Raw genomic sequence first — 26,908 nt, 5'->3', positions numbered from 1 at the left:
TCAGTATCTGGATCATAAATTATATAATCTATTATCCAAAAATGTTCACTTTTAGGATGGAAATAAATACAGTTAACTACTCCTATTCGTCGAATTACTTGATGTTCGTTACCACTATAGCGCTGTGCGAACAATTTCAATTTGATCAGAGAACTTCTGATTAATAACTGTATCATCAAAAATTAGATAACCTTGTTTGTCAGTCACAATTTCTTCTTTGACATTTCGCCATAAATCTAGATAGTTTAAAATTGCTATTCTTAAATAACGATTAATTGTATCATGACTAATATCTTGTAGATGATTTGCTAAATTTGTGATGGTATAGTTGGTTTGAGAATTGAGTAAATATTGACAGTAATCAACATAAGTAAAATCCATATTTTATAGATTTATACAATAATAAAATCATCTAACAATTATATTTTTTGGGCGAATTTATTAAATAAATTTAAACAATTTTTACTAAAAATTTATGCTCTGATTACTACTAGAAAACGACTGGTATTTTAGATAGTATATGTCCCCAAAAACTATGAACTAGAATCGAACCTACTCAAATTAGAAGATACAGTACATATAGCGTACCTGCGTAAGTCCTGTTTAAGTAAAATGTGTTTTAAAAGCTGAAATTTTCGTTTTTAACTCTCAAAATATTTAGGGTTTTTAGCAAAAATCTTAGGTGGTAGTGCATTGTCATGGTCGTGCATTGTCATTATTTTTGTAACCAGACACAGTAGTGGGAGCATCTTGCTCCCTTTTGAACTTTCCTAACGTTTCCTTCCAATGCTATACCAGATACAGTAGTGAGATCATCTTGCTCCCTCCCTTCGAGGATGCCCGCACTAGGCATTGTTCATCTGCATATAGCATTACTATGCAGGACTATCAAATCTTATACCATTTCTGAATAGTATAGCGCTGTGCGCAGGGAACAGGGAACAGGGAACACTTAACTGGGAACAGGGGGAATAAATTGCCGTTTGCGCAAGCATTCCGTAGGAATCATATAAGACTTCTAGCTCTTTTGCCCCTACTACAATTTGTAAATATACCAGCGCTCATTGCTATAATGCTATGTTTGATTAACATCTCCCTATCTCCCTATCTCCCCATCTCTCCATATTATGATCAAAAAACTTAAAAATTACTTCGGTTAAAAGTGAAAAAGTCTGATATTATTTTAGTTGGTACAAAACTTACGCACAAGGCACGAAAGATTAGTGTTTGAGATTGCTTTCCGTTCCGGACTGCTCCGCAAACCCTATCTGTCGCAATGACCGAAATACACTCTACTGCGTAAGTCTTATGGTAGTTATGACAGAATAGTTATCTAAATTTTACAGATTATTAAAATGTTAGAAAAAGAAAAAATAGCACTAACATTAAAAATTAATGGAGTGCAACATCATCTGGAGATAGAACCTCGCGTGACTCTGTTAGATGCACTGCGAGAATATCTAAGTTTAACAGGGACAAAAAAAGGATGCGATCGCGGAGAATGCGGAGCTTGCACGGTATTAGTCGATGGAAAACGCATTAACGCTTGTATGACTCTGGCAGTAATGCAAATCGGAAAGTCAATTATTACTATTGAGGGTTTAGCAGGAGAAAATGGAGAACTCCACCCAATGCAAACAGCTTTCATTGACCATGATGCTTTTCAATGCGGGTATTGCACCCCCGGTCAAATAGTTTCCGCAGTAGGTTTACTAGCAGAAACACAACCAAAATCAAATCGAGAAATTCGGGAAGGTATGAGTGGCAACCTCTGTCGTTGTGGTGCTTATCATCATATCGTTGCAGCAGTTCGTGAAGTAGTGGAGAAAACAGAAAATGCAGCCATTTAGTTATGCCAGAGTTAATGAAGAAAATAAGGCTATAACCACAGTCTCTGAGGATGCAGCTATATCTTTTATTGCTGGTGGTACAGACTTAATAGGTTTAATTAAAGATGGCGTACAAACACCAAAGCAAGTTCTAGACATCAACTCTCTGTCTTTAGACTCAGTGGAAGTCGATGCTGACAACAACCTCCGTATCGGTGCTTTGGCAAAATTGAGCGATGTTGCCCGTTATTCCACAGTGAAAAATTCCTATCCTGTCATTTCAGAAGCAATATTAGAAAGTGCTTCTCCTCAACTGCGGAATATGGCAACAGTGGGAGGAAATTTATTACAGCGTACCCGTTGTAATTATTTTCGCGACCCAGTTTTTCCTTGCAACCGTCGTATTCCAGGTACGAGTTGCCCTGCTATGGAAGGTTACAATAGAATGCACGCTATTTTAGGTACGAGCGAACATTGCATTGCCACTCATCCTTCAGACTTGGCAGTAGCATTAGTTGCTTTAGGTGCAGTAGTTTGTATTCAGGGTAAAACTGCACAACGCCGAGTGCCGATAAATGATTTTTATCTGTTGCCCGGAGATACACCCCACCGAGAAAATGTTTTAGAGCATGGGGAGTTAATAGTTGCTGTAGAAGTACCTGCTGTTTCGTGGTTTAGCAACTCCCACTATCTCAAAGTACGCGATCGCGCCAATTATGAATTTGCCCTAGTTTCTGTAGCTCTTGCTCTGGAAGTTGAGCAAAATATTATTAAGTCTGCACGACTAGCATTAGGAGGAGTTGGTACAAAACCTTGGCGTTCCCAGGAAGCAGAAACAGCATTGCAAGGAAAACCGATAAATGAAGCAACTTTTTCTACGGCAGCAGAAGCAGCTTTGGCACTAGCAAAACCACAAAAATATAACCAGTTCAAAATTGAACTAGCTAAACGTAGCATTATTCGTGCGCTGTCAACTGTATTACTTAGGAGTCAGGAGTCAGTCCTCAGGAGTCAGGAGGGAAGAAAGAAGAAGAAACAGGAGTAGAAGGAGAAAGTTTTTTGTTGAGCTAGCGCACAACGCATCCTATCTCCTGGGTCGAAGCTGCGCTAAGGTCATCAAGGGCGCAAACGTTAACGGTTTTGCTTCGCCAAACGCAAAAAAAACGGCGTTGGTAAAGCGCGTGTATGATATTAATCTTAATTACTTAGGAGTCAGGAGTCAGTCCTCAGGAGTCAGGAGGGAAGAAAGAAGAAGAAAGAGGAATAGAAGGAGAAAGTTTTTTGCTAGGGTAAAGGTCACGAAGTTCTATAGCGCTCTTCTCCGGACATGATATCATACCTCAAATTACCAATGCCCGCAAAAAAACTAACTATTACGAACCTATTTTCAGTAAATGAAACAGTCCTCAGGAGTCAGGAGGGAACAAACAATAAGAAACCCCCAGTAGAAGGAGAAAGTTTTTTGTAGAGCTAGCGCACAACCCCTCCTGTCGGAATGAAGGGCGCAAACGTTAACGGTTTTGCTTCGCCAAACGCCAAAAAAATAACTATTACGAACTATTTAAGTAAACACCAAACATGAATAAAGTTATCGGAAAACCCATCAACCGTGTAGACGGAAAACTTAAAGTTACAGGTGGCGCACGTTACACCGCTGATATGCCAGTTGAAAATTTGACTTACGGCGTATTAATAGAAAGTACCATTGCTAAAGGCAAAATTACCAAGCTCGAAACTACCGTAGCAGAAAATGCCCCCGGAGTATTAGCAGTTATTACCCACCGCAACGTTCCCAAATTTAATCAAATTACTTTTTTTCCTGGGGGACAAAGTCTTCCCATTCTTCAGAATGAGAATATCTATTATCAAGGACAGCACATTGGGATAGTAGTTGCAAAAACTTTAGAGCAAGCTCAATATGCAGCTACCTTGGTTAAAGTCGAATATAAAATTGAACAACCAATTATAGATATAGATACAGCACTCCAACAGGGATATAAACCAGAAAGAATTTTTCTGGATATGCTACCCGCTCATTCCTTCTGGGGCGACATTAACTCTGGGCGTTCCCAAGCAGAGGTATTAGTCGAACAAACCTACAACACCCCCGTAGAACATCATAACCCCATGGAACCTTCAGCAACTCTAGCAGTTTGGGAAGATGACCGTCTCACCCTCTACGATACAACTCAAGCAGTCTCCTTAACACAAGAAACGATCGCCAAAGTATTCGATATCCCTCCAGAAAACATCCGAGTTATTTGTCAATATCTCGGTGGTGGATTCGGTTGTAAAGCACTTATTTGGCCTCACACTATCCTGACTGCCATGGCAGCGCGTTATGTTCAGCATCCTGTTAAACTAGCACTCACCCGCGCCCAGATGTATACTTCTGTGGGATACCGCCCCCCGACTCGCCAACATCTGACCCTTGGTGCAACTAAAGCAGGCAAACTTACACTCATCAAACATATTGGCGAAAACATTACCTCACCCTTTGACGAATTTGCCGAAGCAGTTGCAATGGCAACAAATATGATATATGCCTGCCCTAACCTGGACACCAACTACAATCTCGGTTCTATCAATACTAGTACTCCCACTTTTATGCGGGCACCGGGGGAAGCAGCAGGAATGTTTGCCTTAGAGTCAGCAATGGATGAACTGAGTTATGCTCTGGAGTTAGACCCCATAGAACTCCGCCTCCGCAACCATGCAGATGTAGCTCCTGCTACTGGACACCCGTGGTCGAGTAAATCTCTGAAAGAATGTTATCAGCGAGGAGCAGAAATATTTGGCTGGAAACACCGCAATCCCAAACCAGGGTCTATGAGTGACGGTGAAAGTCTAATTGGTTGGGGAATGGCAAGCGCTACTTTTCCTGCAAATAGTTGGCCTGCCACTGCTAAGGTAACTATATATAATAGTGGGAAAATTTTAGTCGAAAGTGCAACCCACGACTTAGGTACCGGCACTTATACTGTGATGACTCAAGTGGCAGCAGAGGTTTTAGGGGTATCTCTAGAACAGGTGGAATTTAAACTCGGTGACACAAATTTACCTAAAGCTCCACTAACAGGAAATTCGACTACAGCAAGTAGTGTGGGTTCGGCAGTACAAGCAGCAGCAATGAATGCTCGGAATAAAATATTAGAGATAGCAATTTCTGACTCAGACTCTCCACTGTATCAAGCAAAACCAGAGGAGATAATTTTTGATTCAGGGAAATTATTGTTGCAAAATAATCCTACCGTGGGGGAAAGTTATCAGGAAATTCTCACTCGTCATGGTGGGGAAAATATTGAAGCGGTTGGTGATAACGCATCGAAACAGAAACAACCAGAATATGCTAAACATTCTTTTGGGGCAGTTTTTGTGGAAGTGCAAGTAGACCGACTTTTGGGAGAAGTGCGGGTGAAGCGGTGTGTTGGTGTCTACGGTGCTGGACGTATTCTCAATGCGAAGACTGCCCGCAGTCAAATGATAGGTGGTATTACTTGGGGTATTGGTATGGCGTTGATGGAACATACGGTAATGTCTCCTAACTACGGACGTATTCTGAATCATAATCTTTCTGATTATTTGATTCCTGTCCAGCTAGATGTGCCGGATATTCAGGTGCAGTTTGTGGAAGAGGAAGATCCTTATGTGAATGCTTTAGGTACTAAGGGTATTGGGGAACTTTCTATCGTAGGAGTTGCAGGAGCGATCGCTAATGCTGTTTATCATGCCACAGGTAAGCGTATTCGAGATTTGCCTATTACTCCAGATAAGTTATTAGAATAGAAGCAAGAAAGAAGAAGGTAATAATACCATGTCCGGTTGAATACTTAAACTTTGGAAGAAGTAAGGCAAAAGGAAAGAAAAGGTTAGAAGGGAGAAAGTTTTTTTATCGCTGATTATCCGGACATGATATAAATGGTGATTTTTACTTGAAAAACTAAAAGAAAATAAATTATGATACATAAATCATCAACCAATTTTACCTTTGACTTTCTTTGTTATATTTGGTGTTTTCATGTTACCAATTATTCCACCTCCGAAGGGGTTCAGAATCTTTTATTCGCCTAACAGCGACCTCCTATTAGTTTACCGTCCAAACGGTATGACATACTTACTTATATTCTCAGTTATCTGCTTTTTCATCTGGATATTATTTTGTTTTTTTATTGCTACATTGTTAATAACTTCATTTATGCTGACTCAAGATTATTTAATCAGTATTTTAACTTTTCTATTTTTTTTCATTCCCGTAGTTTTGTATTTTTTTGCTGCTAAAATATTCAATCAAATCTATATAATTCTCTATTTTTTTCTAGGCAAATTAAGTTTTGACTTTAGATTTAATTGCTTAATTTTTACCAAAGATATAGGTATTTTAACAAACGAAATACAAGAAATTAAACGGTCAAAAATTCAATATGTACAACAAGTTAAAACTAGCGGTTTTAAAGGAAATAGATTTTCATCATGGGGCTTATTAATCAAAACTACAAATCAAAAGTATAATCTTCTTTCCTATCAATCTTATGACAAAACTAAATGGCTAGGTAATGTTATTGCTGCGTGGGCTAAAGTCAAGTACCTACCATTATTGAAGAAGTCAGGAGTCAGGAGCCAGGAGTCAGGAGTCAGAAGTAAGAGTTAATTAAAACAATAACAGCAAGGAAGAAGGGATAAGGAAGAAGGAAGAAGGAAGAAGGGAAGTTGAAAAATCTTACTTTGTCTGAGTTTTAAGCTTTTGATCTATCCCAACTTTTCCCTCAACTGATATACTTGGAGTCTGCTGGAATTTATCAGAAATATCAAATAATATACAAGTCTCATTAATTAGCCATAATAAAAATATTTTCTCTGATAAATTTCTCCCTGTTCCCTTTTTCCAAATGATATCATGTCCTTTGGTATCGTTTGTGTAAACCCAATGGTGGATATCTACAGGAAATTTAGGTTTTTTTCTTGCTCAATAGTTTTCTTCCCTCTTTTCTCTTCCCTCTTCCCTCTTCCCTCTTCCCTCTTCCCTCTTCCCTCTTCCTTCTTCCTTCTTCCTTAGCTTCGCGCTTACAATACTGATGCTACCTAACATGATATGAAAGAATTACAAGACATTATTGCAACTTACGCCAAACTCAAAAATGCTGGTCAAACCCTTGCCCTCGCTACTATTGTCAAAGTTGCGGGTTCCACATATCGCCGAGCTGGGGCACGAATGTTGATGACTGCTAAAGGTGAAATGGTCGGTTCCCTCAGTGGTGGTTGTCTCGAAGGTGATGTTTTGGAACAAGGACAAGAGGTAATGAATTCCGGCAAGTATCGCCTTGTTACCTACGACACAACCTCAGAAGCAGATATTATCTGGGGTTTGGGAATGGGTTGTCAGGGAATAGTTGATATATTCATCGAACCTCTATCCGGTGAAAAGGGAATAGACTTAATGTCATTTTTTGCTGACTGTCTTCAGCATAGGCAACCAGGAGTTTTAGTTACTGTGTTTAAAAGTCAAGCTGCGGAGCAATATCATTTGATGTTATCGACCGATGGTAATTTTACTACTAAAATAACCGATAATTCCCTAGTTCAATTATTAGTAGATCGTGCCAAAACAGCTCAGAGTTCTGGTAAGTCATTTCAAATATCTATTAATAATATAGAAGCCTTCATTGAAGTCATTCACCCACCCCTACCTCTAGTAATATTTGGTGCTGGTCACGATGCCATACCTGTAACATCTTTTGCCAAACAATTAGGATGGTATGTCACAGTATTAGACTGTCGTCCTGCTTATGCCACATCTGCTAGATTTCCAGAAGCAAATTCTATAGTTATTTCCGAATATGAAAAACTACCAAAATCGGTAATTTTAGATAAAAAAACTGTAGCAGTTGTAATGACTCATAACTATCTTTATGATTTGACAATTCTCAAAAATATTTTACCTTTGCCCTTACGTTATCTAGGAATACTCGGACCCCGCAGAAGGACTGAAAAATTATTAGCAGAAATTCCCGTATATGAGGAATACAAAAAACGTTTATATGCTCCAGTTGGTCTAGATATTGGTGCTGATACTCCACAAGAAATTGCTTTAGCAATTATTGCAGAAATTCAAGCAGTAATTTCTAATCGTTCGGCAGGTTTTTTACGTCACCGCCACTTACCAATTCATAGTCAAAATAATGAATAAATCCATCGGAATTATAATTTTAGCTGCTGGTGCATCAACAGGTTTGGGTCAACCCAAACAATTATTGATTTACAAAGGGAATAGTTTAATTTTCAATACTGTTGAAGTTGCTGTTAATTCTGGTTGTTCACCAATTGATTAGCAATACAAAAAACGTTTATATGCTCCAGTTGGTCTAGATATTGGTGCTGATAATCCACAAGAAATTGCTTTAGCTATTATTGCAGAAATTCAAGCAGTAATTTCTAACCGTTTAACAGGTTTTTTACCGAATAATTAAGGTTTAAAGCCTCTCATGAGCAAGGAGAAACAAGAAAATATTTTCCTTTTATTCAATCCTCTTCCTTTTAGGGAGAGGTAATTATCAATTATCCATGATCAATTATCAATTATTGAAGTCATCGTAACCTACCAATTCATAGTCAAAATAATGAATAAATCCATCGGAATTATAATTTTAGCTGCTGGTGCATCAACCCGTTTGGGTCAACCCAAACAATTATTGATTTACAAAGGGAATAGTTTAATTTTCAATACTGTTGAAGTTGCTGTTAATTCTGGTTGTTCACCAATTATTGTAGTGCTTGGTGCTTATGGCAATCTAATACTTCCTGAAATTAGTGATTTTCCAGTAAAAATTGTAGAAAATTATGATTGGCAGGAAGGCATGAATACTTCAATCCGAGCTGGTATTAATACTTTGCAAACTACTCAAAAAATTATAGAAGCAGCAATAATAATGGTTTGCGACCAGCCTTTTTTATCTACTAACTTAATCCAGAAAATAATTGATGTTTATTATTTAAAATCAAATTCAATAGTTGCTTCTAAATATGCTGGAGTTTTAGGGGTTCCGGCTTTATTTAGTTCTAGCCTTTTTCCAGAAATGCTCAACTTAAACACAGATAAAGGTGCGAAACAAATAATTAATAAATATGCTCGCCAAGTAGCAACAGTTAATTTTCCTAGAGGAGAAATAGATATTGATACTTTTACTGATTATGAAAGATTAAAAATTCTCTCAGAAGGGAGTAGGGAGTGGGGGAGTAGGGGAGTGGGGAGTAGGGGGGTTTCACAGGGGTAGGTTTTTTATAATTGTGTCTTGGGGTGTGGGAAGAGGGGGAAGAGGGGGAAGTGTGGGGAGAATTTTCGCCCATTTTATGTATAAAAAAGCACACTTTTCTTGAGATTTTCTACTGAATAGAAGCGATCGCTCACCCCGAGTGTTAAAAACCTACCCTATGAAAGTAGGGGAGTAGGGGAGATAAGAATAATTAATATGCTACTGGTTAATAATTATCAAAAATGTCATTGCGCCTGTGTTATAGCAACTGCCAGGTTGATGTTTGACAATTAGTGCGAGCATCTTGCTCGCGTCATCAATCATCATAATTACTCGATGTCCTAACTATAGTGGCGACTGCTATGCTATAATAAAATATTTCATGCATTCTTGCTACATCTGTTTGAAAATAGGGAGTAGAAGGCATAAGATATCTTGGCTTAATACTAAGAATCGTTAAAAACATTGCTAAACCATAATTCTTACTTAATCACTTAAGTATTGATGAAATATAGCATTATTTTTGGTAATTGGTATAATTGCTTAATAATTAAAGTTTCACCTCACAAAAGCATTCTTTTTTCACGGTTGATATCACACCTAAAACCTACCATCTAACACCTATGAATTCTCAAAACCATCTTCGTAACCTCCAACATCAAACAATTCTTGAACGTGCTAAATATCCACAAAATCGAGGACAAACCAACCCTATAGACCGCTATCAAATAGGAGATAACCCCTTATGTGGCGATCGGATTGAACTAACAATAAAATTCAGTCAAACAAAGCAAATTATAGAAGATATAAAATTTCAAGGAAAAGGTTGTGTATTAACTATTGCTTCCGCAGATTTAATGGCAGAAATATTGTTAGGAAAAACTAGAGAAGAAGCTTTAGAAATAACAGAAAAATTTCGTCAAATGCTCAAAGGAGAAATTAGTCTTTCCGAGAATTTACCAAAACTAAATATCTTTCAAGGAGTTTCCCAATTTCCCATCAGAATTAAATGTGTTTTACTAAGTTGGCACACCCTGAAAACAGCACTAGAATCACCAAATTAAAGAAGCACCTCAGCGGTCAGCACCTCAGCAATCAGCAGATTTTTTTTGAGTATTTAATTCTGTAGGGTGCGTTGCAACGCACCGATACCAATTAGTGGCAACCAAGTTGAGTTTTTGTATATCTATACATTATTCTGAAAATCACTAAAATGTGCTTGAATAGAATAGCAATTAAATTCAGCACCGATACTAATTAGTATTTAATTCTGTAGGGTGCGTTGCAACGCACCGATACCAATTAATGGCAACTAAGTTGAATTTTTGTATATCTATACATTAGATATCTCCAATAATAAAAAATCAAATCAATCATCTCAATAGATACATCAATTATTTCTCCCTGCTCCCTCTTTTATGGAGATGTCTATTATTCTGAAAATCACTGAAATGTGGTTGAATAGAATAGCAATTAAATTCAGTAATAAATATATATGGCCACCAGATTAATTGAACTAGAAGATGGAATTTTGGTTGAAGCAGAAGTCCCAGAGGATGAAGCCAAAGCAATTTCTACTAATGTTATTAAACAAGTTAAATCTAGTTTTGCTAAAGTTAAACCTATATTAATAAATATTAGTCGTCCAATTGCTGAAGCTTGGCAAGAAATTAACAAAGATATAGAAATTGAACAAGCTGAGGTGGAAGTGGGTTTTAATTTTGAGGGGGAAGGTAATCTATATATTACACAAGGAAAGGTTGGTACAAATTTAAAAGTTAAATTAGTGCTGAAACCGAAAAAGTCATACCAAATCCGCCTTGAAAAGTAGATTAAAAAGCTAAGAATAATTAAATCAATAAAGAGCTATCTTGGCTACTTTAGGCATTTATTTATCTGCAATTTTTACTCTAATCAGAGAATAAATAACTTAGAAGCATCTATAGTTTTAATTACCGAAAAATTAAGGTTTGAAGCCTCTCATGAGCAAGGAGAAAGGAGAAAAAAAAATATTTTTTCATGATTAGTAAATCCTCTTCTTTTCAAGGAGAGGTAATAATTAATTATTAATTGTTGAACAGTGCTATTGACAAATAAAGCAAATGTTATTGGTACTGGGTTTCCTGTTTATCGGTAGTAAAATCATACTTATTTCCTGATTTGTGCCCATGTTGTTGAAAATGTGGGTGGGAAAGAGAATGTATTATTCAATAATTGATAATTGATAATTACCTCTTCCTTTTAGGGAGAGGATTGAATCAAAGGAAAATTAATTCATTGTTTCTCCTTGCTCATGAGAGGCTTTAAACCTTAATTATTCGGTAAATAATACTCTCTCGCCATGACAAGATGAAAGTTAATATCATTGCCACATTAGAAAAGTGATTAATAGCAAATATTTCCCCATAAATCTGTCTAATTTGATTACTTTACCTAATTTACTTAGGGATATGATGAATTAGGTTAACATACCACGCCTAACTGCAGACTCTTCGCGGAGTAAAATGTGCCTCTGATACCAATTTGAAAAAAGAATGTTACAAATAGTTTCAAACTTTAGATGTCGAATAATTTGCTGAAATTACTGAATAATCAAAGTTTTGAACTATAAAATCATAATGCATGACTGTCTTGAGTGCGTCTTACATTCTGAGGAAACCTCAGAATTACGCACTCGCTTTTGACTTTTGAATTCCGTGAAACGGTATGACTTCCAGGAAAAAGTATTAACTGTTATTGTGCTAGAAATGGGGAAAATGAAATATAATATCTTAACAAAACAAGCCTGGTTTTCTAATGTCCAAAAAGATTTATTAGCAGGCGCTGTAGTCGCCTTAGCCTTAATTCCTGAAGCCATTGGTTTTTCTATTATTGCTGGTGTCGATCCAAAAGTAGGGTTGTATGCTTCATTTTGTATTGCTATTGTGACCGCTTTTTTAGGTGGGCGACCGGGAATGATTTCCGCAGCAACCGGAGCTATGGCGTTGCTGATGACAAGCTTAGTTAAAGATTATGGTTTAAATTATCTATTCGCAACCACTATTCTCACAGGCATCCTGCAAATTTTTCTAGGATGGATTAAGTTAGGAAATCAAATGAGATTTGTTCCTAGAGCGGTGATGTTAGGATTTGTCAATGCTCTGGCAATATTAATTTTTGATGCTCAACTAACTCAATTTGAAGATGCTTCTATCTGGGTTTATATAATGGTAGCAGTAGGATTAGGTATTATTTACGGGTTGCCTCGCATCACTAAGGCAATACCTTCTCCTTTAGTTGCTATTGTTGTCATCACTGGGTTTGCACTAACTACGGGATTAGACATACCCACTGTAGGAGACATGGGAACATTACCCGATGCTCTACCTAGTTTTGCCCTACCAATAGTACCACTCAACTTTGAAACCCTCGATATTATTCTGCCTTATGCTTTGGCACTTTCTTTAGTGGGGTTACTAGAATCATTTTTAACAGCGAATGTTATTGATGACCTAACCGATACTTCTAGTGATAAAAATCAGGAAGCAGTAGGACAAGGAATTGCTAATATTGTCGCCGGATGTTTTGGTGGAATGGCAGGATGTGCGATGATCGGTCAGTCTATGATTAATATTGGGTCTGGTGGAAGGACGCGACTCTCGTCTCTGAGTGCAGGCATTTTTCTGTTTGTTTGTATTATTCTGTTCAATGATTGGGTGGCGCGTATTCCCATGGCGGCCTTAGTTGCAGTGATGATTATGGTCTCTATAAGCACCTTCCATTGGGATTCTATTCGCAATCTTCGTAGAGTTCCCAAGAGTGAAACAGCAGTGATGATGACAACTGTGTTTATGACAGTTTTGACTCATAACTTAGCTATTGGAGTAGTTGTTGGGGTGGCGTTGAGTGCAATTTTCTTCAGTCGTAAAATTGCTGCGCTGATTTTCGTTGACTCTTATTTAAAAGAAAATGGTGTGGAGCGTATCTACAGCGTTAATGGTCAAGTATTTTTTGTTTCTGTGGAAAATTTTCTCAACACCTTTGATTTCCGGGAACATATAGAATCTGTGACTATTGACCTAACTCATGCTCATTTATGGGATCAATCTGCTGTAGATGCAGTAGATAAGGTTGTACTACGTTTTCGTAGACGGGGTATTAAAGTACATTTAATTGGGTTAAATGAGGCGAGTGCAACTTTATTAGACCGTTTGACTACTCATTCTAGTAAACAAACAATTTTTAAAGAGGGACGGGTTATTCATTAGATATAGCGCTGTGCGATGGGAGATGGGGAGATGGGGAGATGGGGAGATGGGGGGATGGGGAGATGGGGAGATGGGGAGATGGGAGATGGGGGGATGGGGAGAAGTAAACATAAGAATAATTAACACGAATTAATTGAATGCTATAGCGCTACGCATTAAGGTGTTTGACATTTCTAAACCCTGTTATACCAATTTGAAAAAAGAATGTTACGAATAGTAAGAGCGATAAAAAGACTTTACAGGAGATGTTTCTTTGACTAAAAAGATAATTTACGCCCTAAAAAATGGTATTAAAGTTATTCATTCTGACTCCTGACTTCTGACTCCTGACTCCTAAGAAGTACCATAGATATTTGTAGCAAACATTTATCAAATTGGTATTAGCGGAGCTTTTCCGCAGGAAAAACCCTTTAACAGTTTACTATTCCCTGTTCCCTGTTCCCTGTTCCCTATTCCCTATTCCCTATTCCCTATTCCCTAGCACTATAATTGCCATATTAGCCTCAATATGATAGGGTGAAAAAAATCCGATCAAATTAGCTATATTTTTACATCAAAACCAATGGAAATAGGAATTGCTATATTTGGTGCAGGTCGTTGGGGAACTCACCTAATTCGTAACTTCTGCAATCATCCTCAGTCTCGTGTTATCGCTATAGTAGACCCTAACCTAGAACAGTTACAAGCAGTTCAAAAGCGCTTGCAATTGGACAAAGATATCGTATTATTAGAAGATTGGACAGAAGCTTTAGAGTTACCAGGAATAGAAGCAGTGGCGATCGCTACTCCTGCTTCCACTCACTACGAAATTATTAGTGCTGCTCTCAAAAAAAGCTATCATGTTCTTTCCGAAAAGCCTTTGACTCTTGAATATTCAGAGTCAGTGGAATTATGCAAATTAGCCGAACAACAACAACGTCAACTTTTTATCGATCATACTTATTTATTTAATCGAGTTGTCCAAAGTGGTCAAACTATCCTAGCAGAAGGTAAATTAGGAGAGTTACGCTATGGGTACGCTACACGCACTCATATTGAACCTGTACGTCCAGATGTAGATGCTCTCTGGGATTTAGCAATTCACGATATTTGTATTTTGAACAATTGGCTAAACCAAAAACCTGTGGAAGTACAAGCAAATGGTACGGTTTGGCTACCTCAACAACCCCCACAATCAGATTTAGTTATGGCTAAACTTACTTATCCTAGTGGTTTTCAAGCTTTTTTACATTTATGTTGGCTAAATCCTGATAAACAACGTCGTTTAGGAGTAGTAGGTACTCAAGGAACATTGATTTTTGATGAAATGTCTGCAGATGCACCTTTAGTTATTCAGCATGGTCATTTAGAAGAGCAAAATAACCGTTGGAAAGCAGTAGGCGTCAGTCGGGAAGTTCTAACGATCGCTAAAGCTGAACCTTTAGCTCAAGTATGCAATGAATTTTTAAATTGTATTCGTCAGAATACTGCTTCACAAATTTCTTCTGGTTGGGTCGGTGCTGAATTAGTGGGAATTTTATGCGCTTTAAATAATTCTCTTGAGCAAGGAGGAAAAGTAATACCAGTTTAATAAATGTTTGCTACATTTTTTTGAGCAGGGGAGCAGGGGATAAGTAAACATCAGAATAATTTATACGCTACTGGGGTACTAATTATCAAAGATGTCATTGCGCCTATGTTATACCAATTTGAAAAAAGAATGTTACGAATAGTAAGAGCGATAAAAAAACTTTATAGGAAATGCCCCTTTGACTAAAAAGATAGTTTACGCCCTAAAAAATGGTATTAAAGACATTCCGATACGACTCCTGACTCCTGACTCCTAAGAAATACCCTAGATATTTGTAGCAAACATTTATCAATTTGGTATGAATTATTGCTCTGCTAATTAACTATCAAAGCATTGACATATAAAAGTTTCAGCCTTCTTAAGTTGAAAAAAGTGCCAGCTTTTCGGTCAAGAAAGCTAATGCATGGAGCGCATTTTGTGCAAGAGTTGGACAGAAAAATTAAGGGACAATTATTCCAACTACATCCTCTGTAATTCCCATTTTTCCTGACTCCTAACTCCTAACTCCTGATTCCTGACTCCTACCCTCTTTCTGCAATGTTTAATTAACTCTAAGAATTTAATTGCATTTCAGTTTGAATATCTTGTTGTTTCTTAATTGGCATAATAATATCAACTGTAGTTCCTTGGTCTACTCCCTCACTATAGAGATGAATACTGCCATTCATCATTTCCATCAGACCGCGAGAAATAGCTAATCCTAATCCATTTCCTCCAAACTTACGCGTTTTTGTACCATCTACCATCACAAAAGGCTGAAACAGTTTATCTTGTTGCTCTGGATTAATACCAATTCCCGTATCTTCAATCTTAACTAAAACCCGATTTTCTTTCCCACCATAATTATCAGATAAATTATTTGTATTTTCAGCAACAATAAAGTTATTGTATTCTTGGATAAGACAAATATTAATACTTCCTTTTTCCGTAAACTTAATTGCGTTACTTATAACATTTTCAAACACTTGCTTCAACTTTTCTTGGTCAGCGTTAACAATTATTACTTGTTCAGGAATATTTAGTTTTAATAATAAAGATTTTTGTTTAATATATTCTCTAAATGAATCTATTGTTTCGTGTAATAATTTGCCAATATCGACATCCTGCAAATATATCGATAAAGTTTCTGAATCAATTCTACGAATATCTAGGATATCATCAATAATTCTTAGTAAATGAATGGCAGAATCATTAGCTTGTTTCAAAAACTCCTTTTCTTCTTCTTTCGTATCACAAAATCCATCATCAATCAATTGAATAGAGCCAATAATTCCATTGAGTGGAGTTCTTAATTCATGAGAAATATTAGCCAAAAATTCGCTTTTTAACTGGTTAGCAACTTGAGCTTCTTTAGAAGTAACTTCTAATTGATTTGCCCATCTTTTAAGCCTATATACCATACTTTCCAATGCAATTGCTAATTGATTAAATTCACGAATTCTTAGACTTATAGGTACTTTATTGGGAGAGTCTAAATCATTCACAGCAAGAGCATAATCTCTAAGTTTTTCCAAAGGACGAGCTAAATCGCGAGCCAAATAAATAGTTGCCATAACACTAGCACCAACTAAACCAAAAATCAGAATAATTAGAACTTTTTGAACTTGTCTAAGACCAGATAAAGCAAAGTCTATAGGTGTAATAGCTAAAACAATCCACTTTTGATCATCATCACGGTCTACAGGACTAGAAGTTGGTGCATATCCTACTAAAAATTCATCATCTGCTGATAATTTGAGTCCCAATAATTCAGGCAATATCTTTTTAAATTCATCAATAAATTCTCTCAGAGGATTACTATTACTATTTTTTGAAACATCTATTTCTTCAAAAGAGAATATGTGGATAAAATCTTTTCTACCTTCCTGTGCATTTCTGATAATATGTTTTAGCCTTTCTGCATCTGGTCCATCAGAAATATTACGCCCTACTCTATCAGGATCTGGACTAGCTAAAATTGTACCTTTATAATTAATTACTACAGTTGAACCTGCCAGTGAACCTCTTCTGCGATTTGTTTGCATTGGTAAATCCGAATTAATGCTTAAGGCATAACGCAATTGTCTTTCACTACCTTCAGCAACATATACTGGTACACTCAAACCTAAGCTAACTTGTTTTTTCTGAGCAACCGTATCATCACTTGAGAAACGATCCGAGTTTAACTGTTCTGGCCATATATAACTTATATCAACATTAGACATCTCTCTAATTAGCTGTCTGTGCTGCGCAGGCCATATATTTAGTGATGGAAAATTTATTGATTCATGATCACAAGTACTAGCTATAATCTCAGAAGTTTGTAAGTTACTCAATTGAACGCATCTTACCTGAGTTGGTAACATTTGGTATAACTGCTCAACATATTTTTGATACTCTTCAGTTTGACCAGATTGAAGTACATAACTTTCGCTAGCATTAATTAGATTAGATTCTAAAGATTTAGCCCAAAGTTGAATATCTTCGGCCTTTCTGTCTGCGCTTTCTTTCAGATTTTGACGAGCAGTGTCTAGAAGTGTAGAACGTGCTTTTCTGTAGATGATATACTGTCCTAGTATTAATACTGGTACAGTAAGTAGTAAAATTCGCGACAGCAGAATCTTACGAAAGGAGGATTGAACTTGCTTAATCATAAGATTTTTTACTTAAGCTGCAACTTGCAACAGTTTTGACAATTATTTGCGTTTTTACTTCTGAGGATCTCCGAAAACTATAATTATTATCTATGAATATGGAACTTATCAGACTTCAGTTAATTTGATTTTTGTTTTTTATATATTAACTCTTCTATGGTATACCGCATTTGATAATATTGCCTAGGCAATATAAAAGTTCTAAACTCAAAAACATTTAATATTTTGCCATTAATACAAATTAACTTTAATCGCATAACTACTTACATTTCAAATTATATATGCTAGATATTGTTCATAGATTTTTTTTATATGTAGTTCTGCTGATTATAAAAGATATATTTAGTGACTGCCATATTATACCAATTCAAAAAAAGGGGTTGCACATTATGGAATGATACTGCCAAAAAGAGGTTTAGACTTTGACTAAAAAAACCTAATATTAATTGTTCTAGCAATTATCAAATCCAAAATCAAATTCAATCAAAAATCTCAAATCATTCGCCACTGTGCAACGCCCAAAAAAACAATACCACAATAGTAAAGCTCAGAATTAAATAACGAAGAATAAAAGAAAAATAAATAATGATGTAAATATGTACTCAATAAGATTAGTTCTGTCACCTCTATGGATACAGTTTTAATTTATTTTTTGTAGATTTGTTTTTGATAGTTAATCTTATACTCTGAAACAAATCATTTTTTTTTACTTTAAATTCCTCCTCAATGAAATTTATTTATCATCACAAGTATTTTGATGAATTGTTCAATAAATATAGTTTATAGTCATAATCTTGAATTTAGTGAAAAACATCTCTAAAAATTTCAAATTCAACGAACTCTATTTATGAATATAGGAATCTGGGTCTTAGGAGACCAAATCAATATTAATCAAGCAGCTCTTCAAAGTTGCACTGAAAAAGATCAAATTTTTGTGATTATGATTGAATCCTTAGAATATATCCAACTTCGACCATACCATCAGCAAAAATTGGTCTTAATTTGGTCAGCTATGCGTCATTTTGCTGTTGAGTTGCGTCAAGCAGGTTGGCAAGTGACACACGCAATATCCACAGATTTTGAAACACCGCTTAAACAGTGGATCGAAACTAATCAAATTACTGAACTACGGGTAATGAAACCCAATGATAAACCTTTTCTTGAAGTCATTAAAAATCTCCAAATTACCTGCGATATTAAAATAATTCCTAATAATTTATTTATTTGGCATGAAACAGAATTTAAGGAATGGGTTAGAAAGAGAAAACGCTTATTAATGGAAGATTTTTATCGAGAAGGACGTAAACGTTTAAAAATTTTAATGAATCAAAATAAACCTGTAGGAGAAAAATGGAATTTTGACAAAGAAAACCGCAAATATCCCAAAGGCAAATTAAATACACCACAAACTTTATGGTTTCAACCAGATGAAATTACTAGAGAAGTTATTAATCAAGTTAAAGATTTGAACTTTACTAAATATGGAGAAATAGAGCCTTTTCGTTGGGCGGTAACTCGTCAACAAGCACTGCAAGTACTAAACAATTTTATTCAATATAGCTTGCCTAATTTTGGTGATTATCAAGATGCTATGGTAACAGGGGAAGAAACCTTATGGCATTCTCTACTTTCTCCCTATATTAATCTTGGTTTGCTACATCCTTTAGAAGTAATTAAAAAAGTAGAGTCAGCTTATCACAATCAACAATTAAAACTAAATAGTGTAGAAGGTTTTATTCGGCAAATTTTAGGTTGGCGAGAATATATGCGGGGTGTTTATCTTCTCATGGATGATGAATATTCCCAGTCTAATTGGTTTAAGCATAATCACCCACTTCCAGAGTTTTTTTGGGATGCTAATAAGACAGATATGAATTGCTTACATCAAGTTCTAATTCAAGTACAAAATACAGGTTATGCTCATCATATTCAGCGTTTAATGGTATTGAGTAATTTTGCTTTAATTTCTGGTATTTCTCCTCAAGAGGTAGAAAATTGGTTTCATGCAGCATTTATTGATGCTTATGATTGGGTCATGCAAACTAATGTTCTGGGAATGGGATTATTTGCTGATGGAGGTATTCTGGCATCAAAACCTTATGCTGCTTCTGCAAATTACATCAACAAAATGAGCGATTATTGTAAAGGCTGTGTTTACGACTGGAAAGTTCGAGTTACATCACCTCAAGACAAGGTTGAAGAAGGAAGAAGGAAGAAGGAAGAAGGAAGAAGGAAGAAGTACATAGGGACTCAAACCTCAACCAATGATAAACATCATGTAGATGGCGGGGTATTAAACCCAAAAGACAAGGGCAATAATTCACCAGCTTGTCCATTTAATTATTTTTATTGGGATTTTCTGGCCAGACATCGGGATAAACTTAAATCCCAGGGTCGTATGAACTTTGTTTTGGCTAACTTAGATAAAATAGACTCTGAGGAATTAGAAAACATTCATCTCAAAGCAGAAAAATGGCACTCTCAAAAGACTTCTACAAGAAGTCAGGGAATAGGAAATAGGCAATAGGGAGTAGGGAATAGGGAGATAAAATTGTTGATTTCATAGTCTTGAATTGATTTAATTAACACTTTTGCTAGAGGTCTACTGTATTTGACATCTCAATTGCTTAAAACTCAGACAACGCAAGATTTTTCCTTCTTCCTTCTTCCTTCTGCTATACCAGAGGGCAAAAGGGAAAAACTGGCGATATAGCGTTACGCATAAAGGTTAGGACATGAATAAAAGCTGAAACCCTTTTGTATTGTCCTATTGCCTATTGCCTATTGCCTGTTGCCTGTTGCCTGTTGCCTTGCGCGTAGCGCTATATGACTTTTGACTTTTGAAATTTGACTTTAGCAAAGAGTTCAGAATTCTTATTTTTTACCATAATTTTCCACATAGATTCCACAGCATTTCCACAAGCAAGTTCAATGTTTTCCACAGATTAAACAGGTTTTTCCACAGACTTCAACGACATCATCATACTCTTGCAAATGAATTGGGGATTTTGTTCAGTGGGTAGTAAACAGCTTCATATTAGTCGGTTTTTATAAAGTTTTATTACAAAAAGTGCCACGAAACACCGATTATTTCGTAAATCTTTTATTTATTGAAAGTCTGCTGTAACATTTCTCTACATTGACAACCATACCCCCTCTTAGTACACAATAGTGCGACATTGGTAGTTCAAAGTCAGTGGTTTGTGGCCACAACTAGGGGCTATGAAGAAGAAAAAATATACAGATAATCTTACTTAAACATGAACTTAAGCGTTAGTATTTTGGCCGAAATTCCTGAAGCACTCCATGAATCTCTTAAAACCTACTTAGAAACCCACCCTGACTGGGATCAAGACCGTGTATTTTCAGCAGCTTTGTCACTATTCTTGTTACAGAATGGAGATAGCAGTACACCAGAAACGTCCCTTTGTTATCGGCAAGCTGCTAGGGTTTACCTAGAAACTCTTTTCCAACATCATGATATAAGCAGCATTTAGTGGTGCATATATTGAACCTCTCTTTGCTGCTGATACTAATGTATTCTAAATTACTAAATTGTTATATGGCTTAAGCTCTGCTTTATAGTAGGGTTATTTTAAAGTTCGATACGGAGAATAATTTTGAAATACGAAGGTAATAGGGAGGTAGATTAGTAGGAAGATGAAATAAGTTTGTACTATTTTCAACTAATGCAAGTCTGAAACATTTTCCCACTACCTTAGTTAAATCAGAATTGAGCTAAAAGTATCACACTTTGAAACTAAAGTAGTTTAAATGACAAAGCTATGGTGAAATACTAAAACTTGAAACTATAGTAGAACTAAATTTTTAGGAAAAAATGACTGAAGTTTTAGATGTCTTAGTTGTTGGCGCTGGTATTAGTGGGTTAAGTTTAGCCCATGCACTGACAAAATTAGGTAATAATTCCCCCTTAAAGATTTTAGTTGCAGAAAGCCAAAATCGAGTGGGGGGAAATATCACAACAGTTTCTTTAGGAGACTTTCTTTGGGAAGAAGGACCGAATAGTTTTTCTCCCACACCGGAATTTTTAAAGTTGGCTGTAGATGTTGGGCTAAAGCAGGATTTAATCTTTGCCGATCGCAAACTGCCTCGCTATGTTTATTGGAATGGTCAATTATTACCAGTGCCCATGAGTCCAACAGCTATGCTACAGTCTAAGTTACTGAGTGATGCTGGTAAGTTACGCGCCTTAGTTGGTGCTTTGGGTTTTGTATCACCTGCTATTGGCGATCTGTCAGAGCAAGGGGGAGAAGAAACTGTATCTCAATTTTTCCAGAGACATCTTGGTGCTGAAGTGATGCAGCGACTGGTGGAACCTTTCGTTTCTGGTGTTTATGCAGGAGACCCTAGTCAACTGAGTGCTACTGCTGCTTTTGCTAAAGTGGCTCGAATGGCTGACTTGGGAGGTGGACTTTTAGCTGGTGCTTTGCTGTCTGCTAAAAAAAATCGTAAGTTCAAGGTTGCTCCCGACCCTAATATTCCTAAGACTAAGACTGGTGAATTGGGTTCTTTTCGAGGTGGTTTGGAGGCATTACCAAAAGCGATCGCTTCTTATTTAGGAGAAGCAGTTAAATTAAATTGGCATCTTATTGGTATTCGTCGGACGGAAAAACAAACTTATATAGCAGAATTTTCTACTCCCAATGGTACTGAGCAAATAGAAACTCGTACTATTTCTCTTTCTACTCCCGCTCGTGTTTGTGCAGAATTATTCAAAACTTTGCAACCTGAAATTGCTTCTATATTTGATGAATTTTATTATCCTCCTGTTGCTTGTGTAGTTTTGGCATATCCTGATACTTCTATCAGGGTTAAGATAGACGGTTTTGGTAATTTGATTCCTAGAGGTCAAGGTATCCGGACTCTTGGTAGTATTTGGTCTTCTACTTTATTTTCTGGTAGGACACCTCCAGGATGGCAAATTTTTACTAATTTTATTGGGGGTGCAACAGACCCGGAAATTGCTCAGTTAGATAGTGAAGCAATAGTGCAGCAGGTACATCAAGACCTTTGTCAAACTTTGTTAAAACAGGATGCTGAACAACCAAAAGTTCTCGCGGTGCATTTATGGTCTCGTGCTATTCCTCAATATAATTTAGGCCATAATTCTAGATTGGAACGGATTAATAATGGCTTAAAATCTTTGCCTGGTCTATATCTATGCAGTAATTATATTGGTGGTATAGCTTTGGGAGATTGTGTTCGCCGTGGCACAGAAGTAGCGACTGAAATTTATCAAGGTTTGCAGACTTGATATTCTAGAGTTTTAATTTCGATGAAACTAGTTCTTTGCTTCGACTGCTATAATTCTAATTTTTCTGTTTGTAAATACTAGAATTGAATGATTATTTTATTGATCTCAACGTTGGTTGAAGACCCGCGCTTTCCCAAAGGGGAGCGCCCTATGGGAAAACCAATCAATTTTGTGGTTTTGCCAATAGTGTGTTAGGATTAAATAAGGCTACTGGGCTAGCAGTGTCTAGGGTAGCCGTCGGATTGGCGACGTACTGTGGAGCGCGCCTTTAGACCAGAAAGGGGGAAAGACCTTGGAGGCAGGTGCGTTAGAAGCAGAAAGTTCTAATCTACGAGGTTTAGGAATCCCGCGTTGTCGCGCCATGCGCAACGTCGGGATGATGTCAAATATACCAGAAGTAAGAAGGAAGAAATAAAGGAAGAATTATCTTACGTTGTCTGAATTTTAAGCTTTTGATGGAAAAACGCGTGGTTCATTTTGATTGTGGGTTCATAGATGCGGAGTGACTTCCGTGACAAAATTCTCTATTATCCCTCACACCCTTACCTCTGGTGAAATTATTTGTTCAAATCTATCTTTTTCCTTGACAATATTCTCCTTCTTATAAAACTATGTATGTATGACTATCAAAATCAAACATCAAGCTTATAGCCAATACCTCTAACAGTTTTGATCTTTGGAGAATTGTCATTACTATTCTCTAGTTTTTTCCGTATTTGACCAATATGGACATCAACTACTCGCTCATCTCCCATATATTCATAATCCCAGACTTCTTGGATTAAATCTGATCGCTTCCAAGCACGGCCAGGTTTACCTGCTAGGCAGTATAATATATCAAATTCTAAGGCCGTCAAAGCAATTAATTCTCCATTAATTTTAACCTCTCTACCGTGAGGGTCAATTGTCAGATTTCCTAATTGTATACCTTCTGGCTGTGAGTTGGAAACTAATCTTTGACGTTTTAATATAGCTCCGACACGAGCGCCTAATTCTACTAAACCAAAAGGTTTTGTGATGTAATCATCTGCACCCTCTTTAAAACCGTGTAATTTACTATCCTCATCTGCAAGACTGGTTAGCATTAGCACAAATACATTTGTATTACTTTGCATTTTTTTGCACAGTTGAAATCCTGTTGTATCAGGCAAGTTTACATCTAACACTACTAGGTCTGGTGAAAATTTATTGAATAATTCTAGAGCTGTTTTACCATCTCCAGCAGACTCTACTTGATAGTTTTGTTGGCTCAAATACCGATGAATTAAAGTTCGGATGGCTGGGTCGTCATCAACCGCAAGGATCTTTACAGGGGCCATGACATAAATATCAGGATAAACTAAGTACGATATAACTAAATTGCTGTTTTCAATTAAGAATTAGCAATATTTTGAAAAAAAGTGGAAAAGTTGTTCTATATTTCAAGCTAAAGTATAGTTTTGATGATTGCTTATAACTAAACAAATCAGTTAAACCCTAAATTAGCAAATTAGTTGATTATACTCATTTATTTAATCTAATACAAGAACAAAATTAAAAATTTTTTCTTTAGACATTTTTTTTAGATATATTTTCGAGAAGTTAAAATTTGGCTAATAGTTAGTTATTAACTATAATATATAGATAGCACAACTCAACTACTTATAACTACAACTAGATATATCTATGCTATTCTATCATAGTGACAGTAGCTTACTTAAATAAAGTCTCAATTAGAGTTGATCATAACGATAACTAATATGTAGATTTCATCCCTCTATATTAATAATACTATAACTTATGTCTTTTTGGTTACAACATAGTTAAAATTTTAGGTAACAAATGGCTAGGAATCTTAGCAAGAGCTAGATTTTGCCTTTGTATTCCATACTTATTGGAAAATGCACGAATAGTTCTGACAATATGATTAACAGTAGTTTCCTTTCCTTGTACTACGTCAATATTAATATTAGTTTGTTGCTCACCAGTATAAGCCAGTAAGTGATAATCCAAAGCTGATTCTAAATTACTCATTTGACTGTCTTTATCTGATGTAATATTGGCTTCTATAACTATTTGATAATAGGCAAGTCCAATATTATTATAAACAGCCAATAAATCAAAAGTAAGCTCAGAAGGAGAAAAATGTTGAGCTATACTAACAGCTTCGGAATAAGCAGCGATCGCTTGATGAAAAAGTTGATTCCGTATTTGATGTTCCTCAAATTGCTTGGCCAAATACCAATAAGTAGTACCTAAGTTATTCTTTGTTGCAGCACAAGCAAGGGGAGCAATTTCTGGGGTTCGATATTTTAAGGCTTCTAAATAAGCATCAACAGCTTTTAACATCAAAGTTTCTGATGACTCTTGCTGAAATTGAGCTAAATTCCAATAAGCTATGCCCAAGTTATTTTGAATCATAGCATAGTTGAGAGGTTCAATTTCTGGTGTAAAGTAATCAATAGCTTTGGTATAAGCTGAAATTGCCCCTTGCAGGTGAGCCACTGCTTGAGTATATTGAGCCAAATTCCAATAAGCTGCACCTAAATTATTTAATGTCGAAGCATAATCTTGAGTATGAGTTACTGTATCTAAGTACAAGATTGCTTCTTGATAGGCCATAACTGATTTTTCCCAATTCTTTTCTGCTTCCTGATAATTAGCTAAATCTCCGTAAGCTAGACCTAAGTTTTTTTGTAATCTGGCATAAGTCTCTTCCTGGGATGGGTTAATCTCACCTATAGCCATTTGATATAAAATAATACTTCGCTCTAAATAAACTAATGAATCAGATTTACTAGATTTGATTTGACGAGATAACATCCAGTAAAGAGTGGCAAGATCGTTGAGAATGTCAAGAACAGGAATTTGGGATGGAGAAAATTGGCTCATATTTCCTGCATCTTCAAATGTCCAGTCAATTACCATTTCATAAGCACGAATGGCAATAATTAGACTTTGTTCTGATACTTCCCCTGCTAGGAGGCGATCGCGATGAAAGTCCCCTAAAGCTTGATAAGCTATGGTTAGTTCTGGAGATGGAGATCTGGACTTGTTTAAATCTTGAATCTGTTTGAGAATTTGAAACTGTTGTTTTTCTAGGGATGTTTTTTCTTCACCAGACTTTCTAGAAATTTCTGACCATACTAAATTTGCTAGTTCAACTAATTCCCACTGTGGCAGTGGCGTATTCTCCTGTTCTTGGTCAATGCCAATGGGCAACTCTGGTAATTTTTGTGGAGCGGGGGGGAGAAGATGAACTGTCAGATTTTTTGATTCAACATCAATAGTAGTGTAAGACTTTTGTTCTAATGCCATTAATGGTCTTACAGTATTGATAGAAGGTGGGCTAATTTTTGGAGATAAGAAAGATTTAGAGTTTTGTTGATTTGGCAATGATGATTTATTTTTTCTAGGAGCTATAGGTGTGGGGTCTCCTTCAAATTCAAATATTCCTGTGTGCCAATGCCAAAATTCTGGGGCGGATTGTTTGATACTATTGAGCCAAGGTCGGTTAATCCAAAGTAATATACTGGATTCTAGGGTAGATAGATTTGTTTCTATTTTTTTGAGATTACTAATAAATGACCATTGAACTGTTGAAGGTTGTTTGGTTAAGCTTTCTACTCCAATAATTTGAAATCCTAATATTTGATATTTTTGTGTTTTTTGATATTCAGGATTTTCGGTAAACCATTGATTAATTTGAGTTACTGGATTAGGATTATTTAGATTTAAGTTGAGAGTAACAAATAAAATATTTTTATTATTATTAGTTGTTGTTTCGGTGTAATCAATAGTATTGGTTAAATCTACTTCTAAGTTTTCAACTAGGTTATTTCTTAGTAGTTGATTATCGCATACGGCTATAAAAATTTGGCGACGTAGATTTAATGATAGAGCTTGTTTCAAGCGTTGATAGATTTGCCAGTTCAATTGAGAAATTGTTGTGGACCCAATGTCTATCACAGTTCTATTAGGGGGGTAGGTTTTAGGTGGTAGGTGGTAGGTAGTAGGTATTGGGTGTTATACCAATTTTATGTGAGATGGCACAGAATTATGAAATTTATTAACTTATCTATTTCGATCTAAACTCAATTCTGATTAATATATTATTCTATGCAATTT

20 protein-coding genes and 1 pseudogene are annotated in these 26,908 nt (G+C 36.2%); 17 read left to right on the top strand and 4 right to left on the bottom strand.

Annotation, left to right across the window (positions count from 1 at the left end; all coding sequences use genetic code 11):
* Positions 1-114: 114 nt before the first annotated feature.
* Positions 115-381, bottom strand: a complete 267-nt coding sequence (locus F6K18_RS32545; protein WP_287527127.1) for a hypothetical protein — start codon at positions 379-381, stop codon at positions 115-117.
* A gap of 974 nt (positions 382-1,355) precedes the next feature.
* On the opposite strand from F6K18_RS32545, the gene F6K18_RS32540 reads away from it, so the two are divergent.
* The 13 genes and pseudogenes from F6K18_RS32540 (at position 1,356) to F6K18_RS32480 (ending at position 14,893) form a co-directional block, all read left to right on the top strand.
* Positions 1,356-1,850, top strand: coding sequence for a (2Fe-2S)-binding protein (locus F6K18_RS32540; RefSeq protein ID WP_287527126.1), 495 nt, complete (start codon positions 1,356-1,358; stop codon positions 1,848-1,850).
* Positions 1,837-2,874 carry a xanthine dehydrogenase family protein subunit M gene (locus tag F6K18_RS32535; RefSeq protein ID WP_287527125.1) on the top strand — a complete coding sequence of 346 codons (1,038 nt, stop codon included), beginning with the start codon at positions 1,837-1,839 and terminating at the stop codon, positions 2,872-2,874. Before F6K18_RS32540 ends, F6K18_RS32535 begins: the two co-directional genes overlap by 14 nt.
* A 124-nt stretch (positions 2,875-2,998) precedes the next feature.
* On the top strand, positions 2,999-3,160 hold the full coding sequence (locus F6K18_RS32530) for a hypothetical protein (protein WP_287527124.1): 162 nt from the start codon (positions 2,999-3,001) through the stop codon (positions 3,158-3,160).
* Positions 3,161-3,407: 247 nt separating this feature from the next.
* Positions 3,408-5,615, top strand: a complete 2,208-nt coding sequence (locus F6K18_RS32525) for a xanthine dehydrogenase family protein molybdopterin-binding subunit (protein WP_287527123.1) — start codon at positions 3,408-3,410, stop codon at positions 5,613-5,615.
* A 409-nt stretch (positions 5,616-6,024) separates the two neighbouring features.
* Complete coding sequence (locus F6K18_RS32520) at positions 6,025-6,477, top strand: hypothetical protein (protein ID WP_287527121.1); 453 nt, start codon at positions 6,025-6,027, stop codon at positions 6,475-6,477.
* Positions 6,478-6,918: 441 nt separating this feature from the next.
* Positions 6,919-8,013 carry an XdhC family protein gene (locus tag F6K18_RS32515; RefSeq protein ID WP_287527119.1) on the top strand — a complete coding sequence of 365 codons (1,095 nt, stop codon included), beginning with the start codon at positions 6,919-6,921 and terminating at the stop codon, positions 8,011-8,013.
* Positions 8,006-8,155 carry an NTP transferase domain-containing protein gene (locus F6K18_RS32510; RefSeq protein WP_287527117.1) on the top strand — a complete coding sequence of 50 codons (150 nt, stop codon included), beginning with the start codon at positions 8,006-8,008 and terminating at the stop codon, positions 8,153-8,155. Before F6K18_RS32515 ends, F6K18_RS32510 begins: the two co-directional genes overlap by 8 nt.
* Before the next feature lie 21 nt (positions 8,156-8,176).
* A pseudogene (locus tag F6K18_RS32505) lies at positions 8,177-8,293 on the top strand (XdhC family protein); the annotation flags it as partial.
* Between the two features lie 150 nt (positions 8,294-8,443).
* Complete coding sequence (locus F6K18_RS32500) at positions 8,444-9,097, top strand: nucleotidyltransferase family protein (protein ID WP_287527116.1); 654 nt, start codon at positions 8,444-8,446, stop codon at positions 9,095-9,097.
* Positions 9,098-9,699: 602 nt separating this feature from the next.
* Entirely contained in the window at positions 9,700-10,140 is a 441-nt protein-coding gene (gene sufU, locus F6K18_RS32495; RefSeq protein WP_287527114.1) for a Fe-S cluster assembly sulfur transfer protein SufU, read from the top strand.
* Positions 10,141-10,571: 431 nt separating this feature from the next.
* Complete coding sequence (locus F6K18_RS32490) at positions 10,572-10,907, top strand: CU044_2847 family protein (RefSeq protein WP_287527112.1); 336 nt, start codon at positions 10,572-10,574, stop codon at positions 10,905-10,907.
* A gap of 925 nt (positions 10,908-11,832) precedes the next feature.
* On the top strand, positions 11,833-13,323 hold the full coding sequence (locus F6K18_RS32485; RefSeq protein ID WP_287527111.1) for a SulP family inorganic anion transporter: 1,491 nt from the start codon (positions 11,833-11,835) through the stop codon (positions 13,321-13,323).
* Positions 13,324-13,885: 562 nt separating this feature from the next.
* Positions 13,886-14,893, top strand: a complete 1,008-nt coding sequence (locus F6K18_RS32480) for a Gfo/Idh/MocA family oxidoreductase (protein ID WP_287527109.1) — start codon at positions 13,886-13,888, stop codon at positions 14,891-14,893.
* A 551-nt stretch (positions 14,894-15,444) separates the two neighbouring features.
* Here F6K18_RS32480 and F6K18_RS32475 read toward each other — a convergent pair.
* Positions 15,445-17,526: a HAMP domain-containing sensor histidine kinase gene (locus tag F6K18_RS32475; RefSeq protein WP_287527107.1), complete on the bottom strand. Its 2,082-nt coding sequence runs from the start codon at positions 17,524-17,526 to the stop codon at positions 15,445-15,447.
* Positions 17,527-18,373: 847 nt separating this feature from the next.
* On the opposite strand from F6K18_RS32475, the gene F6K18_RS32470 reads away from it, so the two are divergent.
* The 4 genes from F6K18_RS32470 to F6K18_RS32455 all read left to right on the top strand — a co-directional run bounded on the left by F6K18_RS32470 (position 18,374) and on the right by F6K18_RS32455 (position 23,216).
* Positions 18,374-20,053, top strand: a complete 1,680-nt coding sequence (locus F6K18_RS32470) for a cryptochrome/photolyase family protein (protein WP_287527105.1) — start codon at positions 18,374-18,376, stop codon at positions 20,051-20,053.
* Positions 20,054-20,786: 733 nt separating this feature from the next.
* Positions 20,787-21,023 carry a DUF2811 domain-containing protein gene (locus tag F6K18_RS32465; protein WP_287273163.1) on the top strand — a complete coding sequence of 79 codons (237 nt, stop codon included), beginning with the start codon at positions 20,787-20,789 and terminating at the stop codon, positions 21,021-21,023.
* A gap of 341 nt (positions 21,024-21,364) precedes the next feature.
* Positions 21,365-22,801, top strand: a complete 1,437-nt coding sequence (gene hemG, locus F6K18_RS32460) for a protoporphyrinogen oxidase (RefSeq protein ID WP_287527103.1) — start codon at positions 21,365-21,367, stop codon at positions 22,799-22,801.
* A gap of 292 nt (positions 22,802-23,093) precedes the next feature.
* Positions 23,094-23,216 (top strand): hypothetical protein, encoded by a 123-nt coding sequence (locus tag F6K18_RS32455; RefSeq protein ID WP_287273159.1) that lies wholly within the window; start codon positions 23,094-23,096, stop codon positions 23,214-23,216.
* A gap of 217 nt (positions 23,217-23,433) precedes the next feature.
* On the opposite strand, the gene F6K18_RS32450 is transcribed toward F6K18_RS32455, so the two are convergent.
* Together F6K18_RS32450 and F6K18_RS32445 are read right to left on the bottom strand one after the other, a co-directional pair.
* Entirely contained in the window at positions 23,434-24,120 is a 687-nt protein-coding gene (locus F6K18_RS32450; RefSeq protein ID WP_287273158.1) for a response regulator transcription factor, read from the bottom strand.
* A 472-nt stretch (positions 24,121-24,592) separates the two neighbouring features.
* Positions 24,593-26,716: a tetratricopeptide repeat protein gene (locus F6K18_RS32445; RefSeq protein ID WP_287527102.1), complete on the bottom strand. Its 2,124-nt coding sequence runs from the start codon at positions 26,714-26,716 to the stop codon at positions 24,593-24,595.
* Positions 26,717-26,908: the final 192 nt, after the last annotated feature.

It is taken from the genome of Okeania sp. SIO2C2, assembly GCF_010692625.1.
GTDB lineage: Bacteria > Cyanobacteriota > Cyanobacteriia > Cyanobacteriales > Microcoleaceae > Okeania > Okeania hirsuta.
This window is presented reverse-complemented; position numbering and strand designations above follow the sequence as displayed.

Coding starts and splice junctions, on each gene's coding strand:
- sufU (WP_287527114.1), top strand. CDS start 9,700: ATGAATTCTCAAAACCATCTTCGTAACCTCCAACATCAAACAATTCTT.
- F6K18_RS32490 (WP_287527112.1), top strand. CDS start 10,572: ATGGCCACCAGATTAATTGAACTAGAAGATGGAATTTTGGTTGAAGCA.
- F6K18_RS32485 (WP_287527111.1), top strand. CDS start 11,833: ATGAAATATAATATCTTAACAAAACAAGCCTGGTTTTCTAATGTCCAA.
- F6K18_RS32450 (WP_287273158.1), bottom strand. CDS start 24,120: ATGGCCCCTGTAAAGATCCTTGCGGTTGATGACGACCCAGCCATCCGA.
- F6K18_RS32535 (WP_287527125.1), top strand. CDS start 1,837: ATGCAGCCATTTAGTTATGCCAGAGTTAATGAAGAAAATAAGGCTATA.
- F6K18_RS32475 (WP_287527107.1), bottom strand. CDS start 17,526: ATGATTAAGCAAGTTCAATCCTCCTTTCGTAAGATTCTGCTGTCGCGA.
- F6K18_RS32465 (WP_287273163.1), top strand. CDS start 20,787: ATGAACTTAAGCGTTAGTATTTTGGCCGAAATTCCTGAAGCACTCCAT.
- F6K18_RS32510 (WP_287527117.1), top strand. CDS start 8,006: ATGAATAAATCCATCGGAATTATAATTTTAGCTGCTGGTGCATCAACA.
- F6K18_RS32515 (WP_287527119.1), top strand. CDS start 6,919: ATGAAAGAATTACAAGACATTATTGCAACTTACGCCAAACTCAAAAAT.
- F6K18_RS32525 (WP_287527123.1), top strand. CDS start 3,408: ATGAATAAAGTTATCGGAAAACCCATCAACCGTGTAGACGGAAAACTT.
- F6K18_RS32480 (WP_287527109.1), top strand. CDS start 13,886: ATGGAAATAGGAATTGCTATATTTGGTGCAGGTCGTTGGGGAACTCAC.
- F6K18_RS32520 (WP_287527121.1), top strand. CDS start 6,025: ATGCTGACTCAAGATTATTTAATCAGTATTTTAACTTTTCTATTTTTT.
- F6K18_RS32500 (WP_287527116.1), top strand. CDS start 8,444: ATGAATAAATCCATCGGAATTATAATTTTAGCTGCTGGTGCATCAACC.
- F6K18_RS32545 (WP_287527127.1), bottom strand. CDS start 381: ATGGATTTTACTTATGTTGATTACTGTCAATATTTACTCAATTCTCAA.
- F6K18_RS32540 (WP_287527126.1), top strand. CDS start 1,356: ATGTTAGAAAAAGAAAAAATAGCACTAACATTAAAAATTAATGGAGTG.
- hemG (WP_287527103.1), top strand. CDS start 21,365: ATGACTGAAGTTTTAGATGTCTTAGTTGTTGGCGCTGGTATTAGTGGG.
- F6K18_RS32470 (WP_287527105.1), top strand. CDS start 18,374: ATGAATATAGGAATCTGGGTCTTAGGAGACCAAATCAATATTAATCAA.